This window comes from Paenibacillus sp. FSL R5-0908 (genome assembly GCF_038006245.1).
GTDB lineage: Bacteria > Bacillota > Bacilli > Paenibacillales > Paenibacillaceae > Paenibacillus_AQ > Paenibacillus_AQ odorifer.
This window is the reverse complement of record NZ_JBBOUV010000001.1, coordinates 4,851,905-4,867,506: the sequence shown is the minus strand read 5'-3', so window position 1 is coordinate 4,867,506 and position 15,602 is coordinate 4,851,905. Positions and strand designations below refer to the sequence as shown.

The window sequence follows — 15,602 nt, the reverse complement described above, 5'->3', positions numbered from 1 at the left end:
TACTAACATGAGTTATACATTAGAACAGGTACAGCAAGCTTCGCGGCTATTTTTTGAATTGCTCCGTAAAAAAGTAATTCCTCTCGATGACCCTGCAGCGGCAGAATGCCTACAGGATGCAGGAACTTATGATGCACTTCAGTACGTTGCTAAAGAAGGGGGCTGTCGGGTGATGAATTCCGGGCACCGTCTCCATCTGCTAGTTAATCCGCTGGGATCAGTGTTTGCGACCAACTTCACCCAGTTAAAGAACAAATATTCACGTGTTGAGCGTAAAACACACTTACATATTATCAATATTATTATTCTGGTTTTTCTGGCCGAAATGGATCAGGATGAGACTCATTTTAAGTCGGGGCAGGACAGTATGTCCTATATTCAAATTGCTGATCAGGTGTCCTCGCTCTTTCAGACCTGGATTCAGATGGATGAGGATGGACGATTCAGCCAGCAGTGGCAGCTTGATATCCAAGCGATGTCTAAGGTATGGACCAGTCTCTACATGCAGACTAAAAGTCAGGAAGAAAGCGATCTTCTGACCAGAGGCGCAGGCTCACGAATTGGACTGATCCATGAAGGCATGAAACTTCTGGAAGAGGAGAAGCTCGTATTCATCTCTGAGACAGAGAAGCGTATCTTTCCTCGGGAAGAGCTTTATGAGAGAATGCGTTATTTATATCATGATGTCGATCGATACCAGGAATTAAAGAGCCTCATTGGAAGAACTTTAGCTGAGAAAGACGGTGCTACCTATGCCGCGGATTGAACGCATACGAATTACAGGACTTAAATACGAGAAGATGCTCAAGAAATACGACGACATGATTTTGGATCTCTGCAACGAAGAGGGACCCGCTAATACGCTTATTACACTCATGAATGGCGGTGGAAAGGGCGTACTGCTGCAATCCATTTTCCAGCTATTGATGCCCAAAACACCATGGGGCAAAGACAGTGAGAACCAGGTTGAAGCTTTTTTTCATAATCATAAAAAACAACTTAAACCGTACACTTTTCACGTAGCTATCGAATGGCATCTCGACAACAATGAGCGCAATGAGTATATGACCACGGGAATCGCTATGACGGCACATAATTCGCTTGATCAGCAGGATATCAAAGTGGATTACTTGCTGTACGCACTTACAGATTACGGTGAAGCGGCTGAACTTACGCTATCAACGTTGCCGTTATTTGACGAAGTGACTGCTGAACCTACGAGTTTTGAAACGATCCAGCAATTTGTGCGCGATCGGCGGGGAGAGATTGTACCTTTTGGCAGCCATAGCTCGGATTTGAAAAGATATTATGACTTTCTGGCTACCCGGGATATCCATATCGCCGAGTGGCGTAATATGCGGCGGATCAATGGTGAAGAGGGCGGTATCAAAGGTTATTTTAAAAAGAATGATGCTTTCACCAATCATAACTTATTCGAAAAGCTGATTATTCCTGAAATCGGATCTAGTCTGAATGAAGGATTAAAGGAAGACGACAATACGCTGCAGCGGATGTTTATCGATACAGCAACAGTGGCTCAGCGCTTGCCGATGCTTGAACAGCGGGAGCAGGTCTATACAGAGTTTCTTAGTATGGCTGCACCACTTTATGAGCTGGTAAAACTAGGCGTGGAAGCAGAAAACGTAGTTCAAGAAACGGAATTACGTGGACGCCAAATCTATACGGTTATCTATGAAGAGCAGAGAAATGCAGAAGTTGAGCGAAGTAAGATTGCTGATGAACTGGCTGGCCGTTATCAGGATGCGAAGCAATTGCGCTTTGAGACAGACAATCTTAAATACTTACGCAGCAAGGAAGAAACGGAACTGAAGCAAGAAGAGTTTAAGAAGCTCAGTGATGATCAGAGCCGTGCGCGTGGTCGGCTGGAGGATTCCAAAGCGCAAGAGAAGAAGCTTGAAGTAGCTTATTTTCTGGCTAAACGTTTGCTCCATACCCGGCAAATTGAGCAGTGGCAAAAAGAAATTCAAGCTATTGAAGGTTCTCTGGAGATGAAAGAACGGCAAGAGGTCATTCAGGCAGCCAAGGAACAGCTGCGGAAACAGTGGGATGTGGTGTTTAATCTCTGGCAGCAAACGATCAGAGAGTTTGGGACAGCACAGCAAGATCTAACGGCGGAAGAAAGAAGATTGCGCAAGGAAAGGGAAAGTTTCTTGGTAGAGCTAGCCGGGCTGGATAATCAGATCAATGAATTGACCTTATCTATTCGGCAATACACGGAAGAACTCGGAGCATTCGCAGCTCAATATGGGCAGGATGCCGCCCATTCTCCGGCAGCAGCGCTGCAGCGTACGATCTCGGCTGCCAAAACGATTCTTCAAGTCATTGGAGACTTGGAAGAACAGCACAAGCAGGAAGAGATTCGGAAGCTGGCACTGCATAAGAGTCATGCTGAGCTGAGCGAGAAACGGCGTTCTTATGAGCGTGAAGCGGACGAGCTTGGGGTTCTGCTTGAGTCACAGACTCAGAAAGAATCCCAATTATGGTCACAGCTCGTTGTACTGCTGGAAATGTACGAAGAGCATAATCGTTTAGGGGCTACTGGCCTTTTTGAAGAACAAGATGTTATCCCGGCACGTTTTATCCGAAAAATAGATGAAGTAGAGCAACAGACTAAACGTTCCAGAAGGGATTACTATAATCAGCTCATGGATGTGGAACTTCAGAACCAATCCTACTGGCTACCCAATTCAGATATTCTGACGGTCAAAGATACACTCGATTCGTTAAAGATTCAATCAACGCTAGGTAGTTCCTACTTAAATGACCGTCCGTATCTTGAACGTGAGGAAGAACTGGAGCAATATCCGTTACTTCCATATAGTTTGATTTTGACCCGGCGCGAAGCTGATAAAATTCAGCCGGAACTGATGAAGGACACCTTGCTGAAATCAGCGGTGCCGATCTTTATCCGTGAAGAGATGGCAGCTTCGCATCAAGCATCCTTCATGCTTTTTGCAAATCAAGGGCCGCAAATGGTCTTGCAGCCGGATCGTTTCCAGGATTGGAAGAGCAGTATTCAGGGGAAGCTCAAAGAACAGGAGCAGATCCTTCAGGACTCTGAAGCTTATTTATCTAAGTTAAAATCGGTGCGTCAAGAATATGAACGTTTATTCCAAAACGAGAATACCATGACGCTTACAGCCAAGCAGGATGCCCTTATTAAACTGCAGGCTGAACTTCAGCAGAGCATTATCAATCTGAGCAATGAGATGAATGAGAACGAAGGGACGCTTACCCGGATCGGACGGGAGCTCGCTGAGAACAAAGTTCTAAGTGTGGAGCATGAGCAGAGAGCGGGGGTTCTGCAAGCTTGGATTGAACGGACGAAGAAACAGGAACAAGATTATAAGGAAAAACAAAAAAAAATCGAACGAAAGAATCTGGTGAGCAAAGAGTTAGCAGGTAAAGATCAGCAGCTTGAACACCTAAAGGTGCAAATGGAAAGCTTGAGCGGACAACGCAATAAATGGACGAGAGAAACCGAATATGCGATGTTCCCTAGATTGCAACGATGGTTTCCTGAGATCGTTTTCCCAACAGATCACCAGCTTTCTGATGAAGGAGAAGTCATACCTGTAGATCCTGTAGAGCAGAATCTTCTCTTGCAGCAGCTCAGTACCGTGGAAAGTCTACAGCAATCATTAACCGAAAATGAACTGGAAGTTCGGACAAGAGCTGCACAGATTAAAGCAGCAAGCGAGAATCTGGCTGAGCTTGAATCCAGCCTAAATCAAGTGGATGTGAATTGGCGGAAGGCGACTGAACCTGCGGAGTCGGCCGAGTCCATTATGGCTGCAAGAAATCGCCAAAAGACGGATACTACTTCTTTGGAGGAAGACTATCAGATTGTTCACGACGGTTACATCCGCTGCCAGACTGAATTGGAGAACTTGCAGAAAGAGTTGCGCAAAGTAGAGAAGGGGATCAAAGAGAAACATGAACGTGCTGTGGAGCTTTGGAATGAGGCGCTAGAGGATAAGGAGACAGAAATTCAAGAGCGCTGCCAGGCGAACGAGCTCATGCTTAACCAGTGTAAAAGATCCTTGGACCGAATGGATGTCCTCCTCCAGACTTTATCCAATCAAATCAAAATAATGAACGCGCATATTGAGGATCGCGTCAACCTACGGAGTGTGCCAGAAGAAATAACGCTGAGGGTTAGAGAAAGCTGCGAGCCTCTAGTAGCCGACTGGCTTCTCCGCATTAAGGATAGCCGGATTAGACAGGATGAGATCTCCAAAAAGGTGAAGGAAGAGAAAAACTCCTTAACCGAAAAACTTGCGAAAAATGAACGGAATTCCGAACTGGAGACCAAGATTCTAGATCGATTGAATACGGTCCATTGGGATAATTTCGCTATTGCACTGCAAGTCCTAGATTCCATGTTACGCAGTTCGCGCGATCAGATCGAGAGCATTCAAAGCGATAAGGAAGGCATGGATCTCTCCCGCAAGATGTGGGTAGGCCGGGCATCTCTACGAGTGGTACAAATCATTGATATTATGAAGCGAATGGAACGCCGGATGATTATTCATAACGAGAATAATTATGCTTTCCCGCTGGTACGTCTGAATTACAAGAATATCAATGTGCCAAGAACAAGCGATGAGGTAGAGCCGATGGTGAGTGACTACTTCAATCAATGCATCAATGAATTGCTCAAAAAGTATCCAAAGATAGAACAAGTGCCGGCGCTGGTAATCAAAGAGGTTATTAATGACGGACGAATTGTCTATGCGGCGCTGCAGAACCGCTTTCCGATACTTCAAGTGTATAAACCGGTAACGGAGAATTATTTCCTCTACGCCGCACCGGAAGATTATCATTATTCGGACTGGGAGATTATTAATCGCGGTGCACTGGATGAAGCAGTCGGCAGTGGTGGGCAACGTCAATCTGTACAGCTGCTGGTCGCAATGATGATCATGACGCATAAACGGGTGAATCGTGAGAATAAAGGCTGGACGGTCTTTTTATATGACAACCCTTTCGGAGAAATGGTCTCCAATAACGTGCTTGACCCCGTCTTCGAAATTTCCAAGGCGCTCAAATTCCAATGGCTGATTGTTACGCCACCGGAGCTGGTGAAGAATGATGTCAGCGTGCGTTTTGGTGTATATTGGCAGCTTTATTTTGGAGGCGTCAAAGGGGACATGCTGGAATCGACTCTGATCAAGGGAGGAAGAAAGCTTATTCCTGACTCGTTGTTCTGAGTATGGAATGTAACTTAAAGAAGCTCCAGTATGCATCACGCTGCTGGGGCTTCTTTTTATTAAATGTTAAAGATAGTGTGGTTATTTAGGTTTGCGTTCGGAAATATATGAACCGGTGAGCGTTAAAAAAGTTCCCGTCAGGATTGCCCAGGTGATCTTTTCATTCAGAACAAGGGCAGAAGCTGCCACTGTAATTACAGGCACAATATAGATGTATACACTTGTTTTTACAGCCCCCAGAATCCCTACAGCTTTATTCCAAGTCAAAAAACACAGTGCCGAGGCACCCAGACCTAAGAAAAGCAGGTGAGCTACATTTGAAATCTCTTTGAATCTACTCAGACCCAGCTGGAAATCAAACAGAAACAGAGTAGGCAGCATAAACAGCAGACCATAGAAAAATACTCTGCGGGTAGCCCCTATAGTATGAACCTTTAGTAGGCTTATTTTTCGCATCAACACTGAATATATTGCCCAAACCACAGGTGCCAGCAATGCCAGCAAGTCACCGATGGGGTTCAGTTGCAGAAGATAACTCCCGTTCAGCCCAATTAATATAATTCCTGCCAAGGCTATCAAAAATCCTATAAAAAACTGCCTATGAAATTTCTCTTCTTCTAAAAAGAAGTGAGCGATAACCGCCGTGAAAAATGGAGCGATGGAGACAATCACACCTACATTGGATGCAAGGGTATAGACTAGGGCAATATTTTCTATAAGAAAATATAACGTGACTCCACAAAGACCTGCGGCGATAAAGAGCAATTCCTCTTTAAAGGATGTAGTTCGGATTGGACGTGAATAGATCAGTAACAGTACAAAGTACCCAATAAGAAAACGGAAGAACAGAATTTCCACAGGCATAAAGTCTTTTAACAATATTTTTGTGGAGATAAAGGTGGTTCCCCAGATCAAAATCGTAAGTAATGCCAGCAGATGCCCTGTGTTAACTTTGCGTTGATTTATCATATCGTAAGTTCCGTTGACGACTTTACTCCCGTTTGCTGAACAAATATACGCATATATTGCTTTGGGGTTAAGCCTATGAGTCTTTTGAAGAAATTTGTGAAATGGCTCTGATCACTGAAACCGGTTAGAGAGGCCACTTCTATTGGCAATATTCCTTGTTCTAAAAGCTTTTTGGCGTGGTTAATGCGAATGGTTTCCAAGTAACGGTAAGGTGATATTCCTTTCTGTCTGGTAAATAAACGCAGCAAGTGATATTTACTTAAGCCGCTCAATTCACTTAGCTGGTTCAGCGTAATGTTCTGCGCATAATGTAACTCTATGTATTCGCAAATGATTTTAATTTCAGAAGTAGGCTCTTGAGCGGGACAGAGGGTTTCTGTCTCCGTGTATTCTCTCAGAAGCTGCTCAAGGAGAAATAGAAACAACTCTTCTTTTTGAAAATCGGATTGATCCTCTAATATCATTTGGTGCAGATCGTGTAAAGGGCTCGACAGTTCACTTTGGTAGAGAACATTGTGTGTGAACCGCGGTAAGTAGCCTATGCCGGTAATTTCTAGCACATACTCACGCATGACTTCCGGCTGAATATTGATGCAGCGATAGTCCAGCGTTCTCCCGTCTATCTGTTCACAGGCATGAGGATCCGCCGGATTAAAGATGACCACATCTCCGCTGTTAAGAATATGCTCTTCTTGGTTACACAGCAGATGTCTCTTTCCTTGTTCAATAAAACCTATGACATAATAGTCATGAAAATGGTTGGGAAACTTCTGCATAATACCTTCGAATCGATACGCCTCAAATTTTAAGTCACGATCGAAAACTACTGTTCGAACTTCACGAGTCATTGCTGCACCTTCTTTTCAAATTATGTACAACCATTATAATGTGAAAATTAGGGGCATTCTTGCATGATGTTGCGATACCTCCTCTTCTACATGATAGATTCCTCAGGTGTAATGATCGTTGGAATATTTACAGTAAAAGTTGTTCCTTGCTCCAGAATACTTTCTACAGAGATCGCTCCGCCATGATTATGTATAATATTTTGTGTGATCATATAACCTAAGCCTGTTCCTGTTTCTTTGGTCGTATAAAATGGTTTGCCGAGGGCATTGATCTGTTCCTCTGTCATCCCACAGCCTTCATCCTGCACACTGATTCGGGCTTCTCTGTCATAGGTTTGCACATGAATATAGATGTTTCCCCCATGATTCATTGCTTCCATCGCATTTTTAAGTAAGTTAATAAATACCTGCTTCAGCTGATAAGCCTCACCATTGATCCAAATGGAATGATCAGTACAGACAGGGAGGATCTTGAGATTTTTTAAGGCAGCTTGTCCATTCATTAGTGTGGTGACTTGTTCCAGCAAAGACAATAAATCCACTGGTTTACTAATATGAGTGGTTTGGGGTTTAGATAAGACAAGCAGTTCGTTGACGATGAACTCGATGCGTTTCAATTCTGACTCAATAATGGAAATATATTTATCATTCATCCGCTCGGAAGAGCGCAGTAGCTTCATAAAGCCATTAATGGCTGTAAGAGGGTTCCGTATTTCATGAGCGATTCCAGCTGCTAACTGTCCTGCTGTGGATAATTTCTCGGACTGTATCAGTCGTTCATCTTCCAATACTTGCTCGGATATATCTTTGAATATGCCAATGTACGCTTCGGTTCCCTCAAAGATAATCGGCAATGTAATCCCATCCACATATTTCTGCTGGTTATTTAAACAATTAATCAGGTAGCAGACAGAACCTGTTGTTCTATCAGTGTTGAATTTCTTTCTTCGTTCTGAGAGAATTTCATAATTAGAGTAGTCGACAATATCCATAGTCGATAGACCAAGCACTTGATCTAGGCTTTCTGCATGGATTAATTGTAAACCTGCCGAATTTGCATATAGAACGATTCCCTCCCTAGTGATAAGCACGGGCTGAGGCAGTTCCTCCAGCAGCTGTAGAAAAGAGCTCTCTTTTTCAAGTAGATGGGAATTCACAACCTGAAGCTGAGTCTCCATTTCCCTGATTAAGGTTTTATTCTCGAATTGAGTAAAATAATATATGGGTTGACCATTGTCATCCAGAAGGATAGATATGGAGGCCTCTAAAGATAACCGGCGTCCGGTGGGATGGGAATAATCTATTTCGAGTTTCTGCGGATCAGTGCTCGTAGGTGGAAGAGAGCTTCCTAATGAATTGAATTTATGAATCTGATCTAGAAGGGTACGGACGGTTGGAGAGGGTGTCGTTAATTCGGTTTCATCATACCCCAAGAGGTCGCATAATGCTGAATTCAGTTTTAGGAACGTTCCATCAAGCGAAATAAGGGCCATACCCATCACGGCTTGGGTAAAAACAAAGTCAAAACCTTGAAAATCATTTGTCCGCACAGCAGGTTACCTCTCTTCTTTATGGGGGAGTGAGTGTTATTTCAAAATGCAATATGTCTAACAGTCATAGTATAAAACATATAACTCAATAAAACATATAAAATTTCTGGGTTATTAGATATTCATACAACAGTTAAATAAAATCAGGTAGAATGAGAAGATACGTTGCATTTTAAGACAGGTGGAGGCGTTGTATTATGTTATCAGTTGTTGGTGAAATTCAAGGAATTAATCGTTACCCGGTCAAGTCATTTGCAGGTGAAAAATTAGAAAGCTGTATGATTGAACCGTATGGAATGCTTGGTGACCGTTTTTGCTCCTTTTACGATGAGTCCAAAGAGGGCTGGCGAAGATATATCACCGCTAGAAATATACCGAATATGCTTACCTATCAAGCGCAATTTATAGATGGACAAATCCATGTAACGGCATCAGATGGGCGAACCTTTGGATGGGATGATACTCTATTGGAAGAAATCCAAAGCCAAACCAAAACTCCAATCACTATGTCTGGTCTAAAAGCTGCACATCCACAGCCAGAACATCCGCAACTCCTATCCGTGGATGGCGCTAGTATTCTACTCATTACGGATGCCAGCTTAAAAAAACTGGAGGCAACCTGGGGGCATTCCTTGGATCAACGGCGTTTTCGCGGGAATTTTGTTATCGCGCTGAATGATGATTCTCTTTTTGAAGGAGATTGGATTGGACGCCGGCTCAACATTGGGGATGTACAGCTACAGGTAGATAGTTTTTGCGAGAGATGTGTTGTGATTACGATGGACCCGGATAGTCTCCAGAAGGACCCAGTGCTTTTGAAAAAATTACATAAAGAATTTGATTTGCATTTCGGAGTCTATGCCTCAGTAATCAAAACAGGGGAAATTCGAATCGGAGATAAAGTAGAAATAGTAGATTAGATATATAATCCCAATAGTATAAACTTCCTTTACATTACTCCATGGATAAATTATCCTTTAAAGGATGACGATTTCATATCGGGAGGTTATGTATGAAGAAAAATTTGGCATCCTTATTAGTTGCATTGCTTCTATTGGTGTATGTCCCTACTAGTGTTTTAGCAGCGGATAGCAGCAAAGGGCAAACGTATGTGAACACTCAGAAGGTGGCAGCAGAGAAGGCGGCGTTCTTAACGGAGAAGCTGGGGACGACTAGTCTCCAATATGCTCTTATTGATGGCGATAATATCGTTGTGAGCGGTCAATCTGGATTTAGCCATGTGGAGAGTAAGACAGCACCAAGCGTCACAACGATGTATGGTATTGGCTCGACGAGTAAAATGTATACAACAGCTTCTATTATGAAGCTTGTTGAGCAAGGAAAAGTAGATTTGGACGGTTCAGTCGTATCTTATTTGAATAATTTTACGATGGAAGATTCTCGTTATAAGCAAATCACTGTACGGATGCTGTTGAATCATTCATCAGGTCTTGCTGGCTCGAACTTATCCAATTCTTTCTTATTTAATGATTCCGATCCTATTGCAAAAGATAGTTTGCTAGAGACCTTGTCAACACAACGTCTGAAGGCCGATCCAGGCGCCTACTCAGTATATTGTAATGATGGATTTACGTTGGCTGAGTTGATTGTTGAAAAGGTCAGTGGCACGGACTTTACCACATTCATTCATCAAAATTTCACAGAACCACTAGGGCTTGCACATACGAAAACGCCTGTAGATTCTGTAGCTTCTTCTCAGCTGGCTAGTGTCTATAATGCTACCTACTCAGCAGCTTTACCCAAAGAAACCATTAACGTGATTGGAACAGGTGGTATCTATTCCACTGCTGAGGATTTGGTGCGTTTTGCAACTATTTTTACAGGCCAATCGACTGGCATTTTGTCAGAAAAGTCTGTAAAAGCGATGGAACAAGAGGAATATAAGCGTGGAATATGGCCTAAAGGAACAGATAATTCGTTAGCTTATGGATTAGGCTGGGACAGTGTGAACTTATATCCATTTAACCAGTACGAAATCAAGGCTTTGACAAAGGGTGGAGATACAGGTCTGTATCATACCTCATTAGTTGTATTGCCGGGACAGCAGATGGCAGCAGCAGTAATATCTTCTGGCGGATCAAGTACAACGGACCAGATGCTTGCCAACGAAATTTTACTCAGCGCTTTACAGGAAAAGGGAGTTATTAAGGAACTGAAAGCTACACCAACATTTAAAACTTCGAACAAAGAAGATATGCCGCAAGAATTGTTAAACTATGCGGGTGTCTATGGTGATTCTACGCAACTAATGAAGATAGAGGTTAGTAAAGCTGGGGAATTGAGTATATCTTCGATTATAGCTCCTACAATGCCTGCGCAGAAATTTTCCTATAATTCGAACGGTGAATTCTTAGATGCAGAGGGTACAAGTAAAGTTAGCTTTGTGAAGGAGAGCAATGGCCGTATCTATCTTTGGAGTCAAGGGTATGGGGTAATTCCAGGACTTGGTGAAACTGCCGTTACCCAATATGCAGCTGAGAAGCTTGAACCCAATGCCCTATCTCAAGAGGTCACTACTGCATGGCAGCAGCGTCAAGGGAAATTGTATTTTGATGTCAGCGAGAAGTACAGCTCCCAATATTACATGAGTATGCCGGTAGCTGGAATCGCTATGTTCCCTGATGCACCTGGTTATATGGGCTCGAATAAAATAACAGGACCTAATAAAGCAGAAATGACCGTGCAAATTCCAACCATCGCTGGACGCGATCTTGCGGTTCTTATTTTTGAAAAGAAAAATGGTGTGGAGTATTTAAAGATTGGCAATCAATTGTTTATACATCAAGATGCAGTTAAACCTATTTATGCTGGCCCGCAATCTATGGTAACTATCCAATCAGATGGATACGCTAAATGGTATGGAGTTCCTGAAACGGCAACAGGTAAGATAATGACAGTGGAGCTGCCAACCAAGAGTTCCTTTGCCGTTTATGATGAGAATGGTGTATGTGTGAATTACTTTACCATTAGTGGTCTTAAGCAAGTCAAACTTCCTAGCAACGGCAAAATTGTATTTGTTGGTGATGTCGGTGCGAAGTTTGAAGTGACCCTCAAGGCGCAATAAACGTATATAAAAAAATCCTGTTATCAAGATTTTCGTCTTGGTAACAGGATTTTTTATTTGAAATTTTGTGAGAATTCTCTTATTTTATCTACCAAAATCCCTTTGAGCTGATCAGTACCTTCCTTTGGAGCCTTATAGGCCTTATAACCTCCAAAAGATTCAATACAAATTGCAGCTTCTTTCAGATCATCAGGGAAATTTTTCTCTATTAATTCTTCGGTTTTCTTGGGTTTCTCGTTACAAATGTAGTAGCCCATCTTCTTAGTCAGTAACTCATCTTTATTTTTTTTGATAAAGTCACGAATGGCTTTATATATTTTTTCATCTCTTACTCCTGCCCCTAAAATAATGCTATCAAATGCCTCGATATTTGGCTTCTCTAATTCTATATTGCAAATTTTGCTCTGAGGTAGCTCTTCTGATAATACTTTTGCACATTGTTCTGTTGCTCCAGATTTTGTAGCGTATAGAATAAGTACTGCCATTGTGTTCCCTCTTTTCAGTTAAGATTAATCGCGTTTCCGCATTGTAAAAAATCTCGGAAATCAATTATCTTGATAATCAAGATATAGTATATTTTAGCGAATATGCTGATCATTTGTCAAGCCAACGGCAAGCTCCTGAGTGTTAATTAGATATCCTTATTATGGTATCATGGGAATAATATTAATCTAATGCTAACAATATCTTTAAGAAAATAAACAAAAAAAGAGGAGTGAACATAAATTGGGGATCATCGTAATGCTAATCATCTATTTGTTGCTTGGAATATTTGTGATTAAAGTAGGCATCGATAACTCTAGAAGTACGCAACTATCAAAAGAAATATTAAATGAGTTAAAAGAAATCAAAGAACTAATGATCAGAAATAAATACGAATGAATTCTATATAAGGGTGGAGGTGAATGAAAGTGAAAATTGGACTTATACTTATAATCCTTGCTTTTTCTAACCTGTTTCTAAGGATATGGATTGTTAGCCCGGACAAAGAAAAACTTCCGGAAGAAGGTTATGAGCTTAATATAAAAGTGAAGCTTATACTTGCACTTGTGGGATTAATTACGGGGGTTGTGATCATAATTGCCGATGGCCCAGAGGGTGTGGTTATGAAGTGGTTTTGGATTGTAGTTATAATAGTTGCAATAGGGTTTCAGACGTTTATCGACTGGAAGTTTCTAAAACATACGAAACAGCACATAGTTTCACTTATTCTGTTAGTCCTAGGTGTGGTATTAGTTTATTTTATATTCTGACCTAGTCTCATTCGTACCGGTTTCGGACCCATATGATGTTAATTGCTGAATAATCGCCTTTTGGGCAGCATTTCGGACTCCAGTACAGCTATTCGTTAGAAAGTGACTTATATTTGGTGTTTTTTATACCAATAGTGGCCATGGAGTCCGCTGGGATTTTTAAAGTGGAAATATACTGCTGTTAGTGTCAATGGAGTCTGTTAGTGACTTTGTAACTGCTGATGGCATCGAATCATACGAAGAAAAGAGGTGTTTCGGCAGCCGGCATATGGCTTGTTGGGCACCTCCTTTTTGGGTTCACATTATACTTCTGCTTTCGTAGCCACGAGAGGACAGAATCCAGGGTTCGTTATACATAATTCTTGAGCGAATTCCGGTTGGAGCTTGGAGAGCTCGGCGAAATAGCTGCTGATTACGTGATTACCACTTGCAGATCCATTCTGGAAAGACAGTGAGTTAAAAGTATGGACATGATTGTAATAATACTTTTTTTCCCGTTTGGGGAGCTTATAGACATGTGGAGGTGCGTAGGTTACAACATCAAAAAGATTGGCATACCGGTAACTCTTCCGCACATATTGTTTGAAAATATTAACGAAGTCCGGATCGCCTACCCGTGGGGAACCATAAGTATAGAGGTTAGGTGTGGTGTAAGAGGTATTTGCCGCAATATCTAAGGTACATAAGGTGGCGAGCGCTCCACCGAGGCTGTGGCCCGTAATGTATAAGGTCTTGTCGGGAGATAGCTTGGAGAGCGTAGAGAAGATGCCATCCCGAGCTGAAGAATAAATGTTGGTGAAGCCACGATGGGTGAGAGAGTCTTCTTTAAGATATTTGAACCGTTCCTGTGAGGCGAGGACGTTGGATATCCAATTGGTCGTCGTACTGGTTCCCCGAAAGGCAATAATAATCTCTTGTGGAGACTCCAAAATAAAGCCGAAACGTTCCCATACATTATTGAAGGATTGTGCTTCAATGGGATGACATAGCTGATAATCTAATGGAATGACGAAAACTCCATCTATATTTGAAAATTGTGTATAGGTCTGCCCGCAGACTGCAGCTAGAAAGATCGCCCTTTGCTCTTGCTCATTCCTCTTACTCACGCGCATCCCGCCTTTCTTTCCTACACTATATTAGGGGGATGAAGGAGTGATTCCTAAGAAAAAGGATTCCCTGAAACTTCTCTCTGAGTTACTATATATAAATAACTCCAACAGCGAGAGAGAAGGGGGAAATGCATACATGAGCAACTTATTGGAAATTTTACACAAGGAAGTCGTGCCGGCAGAAGGCTGTACGGAGCCGATTGCAGTTGCGTATGCCGTCTCCTTGGCGGCAGAGCTTCTCGAGGAAGAAATTACGGGGATTCAGCTGCATCTCAGCGGTAATATTATCAAAAATGCAATGGGAGTGGGCATTCCCGGGACAGGCCAGACAGGCCTGCCCATCGCAGCAGCCCTTGGAGCGGTGGTCGGCCGTTCTCACAAGGAACTGGAGATTCTGTCAGGCCTGACGCAGGCTGAGTTGAAGATGGCAAATGACCTGCTGGATAGAAAGCTGCTAAAAGTGGAGATAAAGGACACTCCTGAGAAATTATATATTGAAGCCCAGTTGTTTACGCAGAACCATACGGCTACTGCCATTATTGCCCGAGAGCACACCCATATAGAATATTTGGCTCTGGACGGGGAGAAAATAACACCCCGGAATTCAAAAGCCGACTGTGGCAAGCCTGGTCTTTCCGACACGGAAGAGTATGCGGGCTCAGTTGACCAGATATTCGAGTTTATCTGTACCGCTCCTTTTTCAGAGCTTAGCTTTCTCTTGGAAGGGGCGCGGATGAACAAAGCGATCTCTGATGAGGGATTGCGAGGCGATTATGGCTTGCAAGTAGGCAAGAAAATGAATCAGCAATCTGCGGTGAATCTGTTCGGCAATGATGTAGCGAATAGAATTATCGCGGCTACCGCAGCGGCTTCAGATGCTCGAATGGATGGCAGTGCAATGCCTGTGATGACAACTGCGGGCAGTGGCAATCAAGGCATCGCCTGTACGCTTCCCGTTATAGCTCTGGCGGAATTGCTGGGCAAGGATGAAGAAATGCTAGCTCGGGCGCTTGCACTGAGCAATCTGGTCACTGTGCATATCAAACATTATATCGGGCGTTTGTCCCCATTATGTGGTTCAGGGATTGCAGGGGGAGTAGGAGCAAATAGCGGGATCATTTATCTCATGGGCGGCAGTCTTGAGCAGATCAAGCATGGGATACAGAATACGATAGCTTCTTTGTCAGGCATGATCTGTGACGGTGCGAATTCTACCTGTGCGCTGAAGATTTCCACCTCCACCAATACGGCGATCCAGGCAGCCACACTGGCTATGAACAACATTGCTCCTACAACCAAGGATGGTGTGATTTTCGAAGAGGTGGAAGATACCATCCGCAACATGGAGCGTTTGGTTCAGGAAGGGCTGGCGGATACTGACAAGACCATTCTCAATATTATGCTCTCCAAAGGCGGAGCGAATTAGCTTCCAAATAAGTTGAAAACAAAATAGAACATCATAATTAAGACCGCCCGGTTCCCTGCATAAAATGGCAGGAAGCCGGGCGGTCTTTGTAACACTTCGGCAAAAACATAGGTCTGCGAGAAGATTTG

The 15,602-nt window shown here is 42.9% G+C and carries 11 protein-coding genes; 6 read left to right on the top strand and 5 right to left on the bottom strand.

The window, feature by feature from the left end:
* Positions 1 to 7 precede the first annotated feature (7 nt).
* On the top strand, positions 8 to 766 hold the full coding sequence (locus MKZ09_RS22150; RefSeq protein ID WP_036688875.1) for a DUF6063 family protein: 759 nt from the start codon (positions 8 to 10) through the stop codon (positions 764 to 766).
* The gene (locus MKZ09_RS22145) at positions 753 to 5,234 is read left to right on the top strand and encodes a hypothetical protein (RefSeq protein ID WP_076201517.1); all 4,482 of its coding nucleotides are present in this window, start codon (positions 753 to 755) and stop codon (positions 5,232 to 5,234) included. Before MKZ09_RS22150 ends, MKZ09_RS22145 begins: the two co-directional genes overlap by 14 nt.
* Positions 5,235 to 5,315: 81 nt before the next feature.
* Here MKZ09_RS22145 and MKZ09_RS22140 read toward each other — a convergent pair whose 3' ends face one another.
* From MKZ09_RS22140 to MKZ09_RS22130, 3 genes are all read right to left on the bottom strand, one after another.
* Positions 5,316 to 6,200 carry a DMT family transporter gene (locus tag MKZ09_RS22140; RefSeq protein ID WP_256715086.1) on the bottom strand — a complete coding sequence of 295 codons (885 nt, stop codon included), beginning with the start codon at positions 6,198 to 6,200 and terminating at the stop codon, positions 5,316 to 5,318.
* Positions 6,200 to 7,051 carry an AraC family ligand binding domain-containing protein gene (locus tag MKZ09_RS22135; protein WP_076201520.1) on the bottom strand — a complete coding sequence of 284 codons (852 nt, stop codon included), beginning with the start codon at positions 7,049 to 7,051 and terminating at the stop codon, positions 6,200 to 6,202. Before MKZ09_RS22135 ends, MKZ09_RS22140 begins: the two co-directional genes overlap by 1 nt.
* Before the next feature lie 86 nt (positions 7,052 to 7,137).
* Positions 7,138 to 8,601 carry an ATP-binding protein gene (locus MKZ09_RS22130; protein ID WP_256719143.1) on the bottom strand — a complete coding sequence of 488 codons (1,464 nt, stop codon included), beginning with the start codon at positions 8,599 to 8,601 and terminating at the stop codon, positions 7,138 to 7,140.
* 197 nt (positions 8,602 to 8,798) lie between these two features.
* Here MKZ09_RS22130 and MKZ09_RS22125 point away from each other — a divergent pair, with 197 nt between their 5' ends.
* Together MKZ09_RS22125 and MKZ09_RS22120 are read left to right on the top strand one after the other, a co-directional pair.
* Positions 8,799 to 9,521, top strand: coding sequence for an MOSC domain-containing protein (locus MKZ09_RS22125; protein ID WP_076134374.1), 723 nt, complete (start codon positions 8,799 to 8,801; stop codon positions 9,519 to 9,521).
* 92 nt (positions 9,522 to 9,613) lie between these two features.
* Positions 9,614 to 11,686 carry a serine hydrolase domain-containing protein gene (locus MKZ09_RS22120; protein ID WP_076201523.1) on the top strand — a complete coding sequence of 691 codons (2,073 nt, stop codon included), beginning with the start codon at positions 9,614 to 9,616 and terminating at the stop codon, positions 11,684 to 11,686.
* Between the two features lie 53 nt (positions 11,687 to 11,739).
* Here the strand turns inward: MKZ09_RS22120 and MKZ09_RS22115 are convergent, their stop codons facing one another.
* Entirely contained in the window at positions 11,740 to 12,171 is a 432-nt protein-coding gene (locus tag MKZ09_RS22115) for a flavodoxin domain-containing protein (protein WP_076190655.1), read from the bottom strand.
* Positions 12,172 to 12,591: 420 nt separating this feature from the next.
* On the opposite strand from MKZ09_RS22115, the gene MKZ09_RS22110 reads away from it, so the two are divergent.
* Positions 12,592 to 12,939, top strand: coding sequence for a DUF4181 domain-containing protein (locus tag MKZ09_RS22110; RefSeq protein WP_076201525.1), 348 nt, complete (start codon positions 12,592 to 12,594; stop codon positions 12,937 to 12,939).
* Positions 12,940 to 13,241: 302 nt separating this feature from the next.
* Here MKZ09_RS22110 and MKZ09_RS22105 read toward each other — a convergent pair whose 3' ends face one another.
* Positions 13,242 to 14,051 carry a lipase family protein gene (locus MKZ09_RS22105; protein ID WP_076134377.1) on the bottom strand — a complete coding sequence of 270 codons (810 nt, stop codon included), beginning with the start codon at positions 14,049 to 14,051 and terminating at the stop codon, positions 13,242 to 13,244.
* A gap of 133 nt (positions 14,052 to 14,184) precedes the next feature.
* Here MKZ09_RS22105 and MKZ09_RS22100 point away from each other — a divergent pair, with 133 nt between their 5' ends.
* Complete coding sequence (locus tag MKZ09_RS22100) at positions 14,185 to 15,474, top strand: L-cysteine desulfidase family protein (protein WP_076134465.1); 1,290 nt, start codon at positions 14,185 to 14,187, stop codon at positions 15,472 to 15,474.
* Positions 15,475 to 15,602: the final 128 nt, after the last annotated feature.

Coding starts and splice junctions, on each gene's coding strand:
- MKZ09_RS22100 (WP_076134465.1), top strand. CDS start 14,185: ATGAGCAACTTATTGGAAATTTTACACAAGGAAGTCGTGCCGGCAGAA.
- MKZ09_RS22120 (WP_076201523.1), top strand. CDS start 9,614: ATGAAGAAAAATTTGGCATCCTTATTAGTTGCATTGCTTCTATTGGTG.
- MKZ09_RS22150 (WP_036688875.1), top strand. CDS start 8: ATGAGTTATACATTAGAACAGGTACAGCAAGCTTCGCGGCTATTTTTT.
- MKZ09_RS22105 (WP_076134377.1), bottom strand. CDS start 14,051: ATGCGCGTGAGTAAGAGGAATGAGCAAGAGCAAAGGGCGATCTTTCTA.
- MKZ09_RS22115 (WP_076190655.1), bottom strand. CDS start 12,171: ATGGCAGTACTTATTCTATACGCTACAAAATCTGGAGCAACAGAACAA.
- MKZ09_RS22110 (WP_076201525.1), top strand. CDS start 12,592: ATGAAAGTGAAAATTGGACTTATACTTATAATCCTTGCTTTTTCTAAC.
- MKZ09_RS22125 (WP_076134374.1), top strand. CDS start 8,799: ATGTTATCAGTTGTTGGTGAAATTCAAGGAATTAATCGTTACCCGGTC.
- MKZ09_RS22145 (WP_076201517.1), top strand. CDS start 753: ATGCCGCGGATTGAACGCATACGAATTACAGGACTTAAATACGAGAAG.
- MKZ09_RS22135 (WP_076201520.1), bottom strand. CDS start 7,051: ATGACTCGTGAAGTTCGAACAGTAGTTTTCGATCGTGACTTAAAATTT.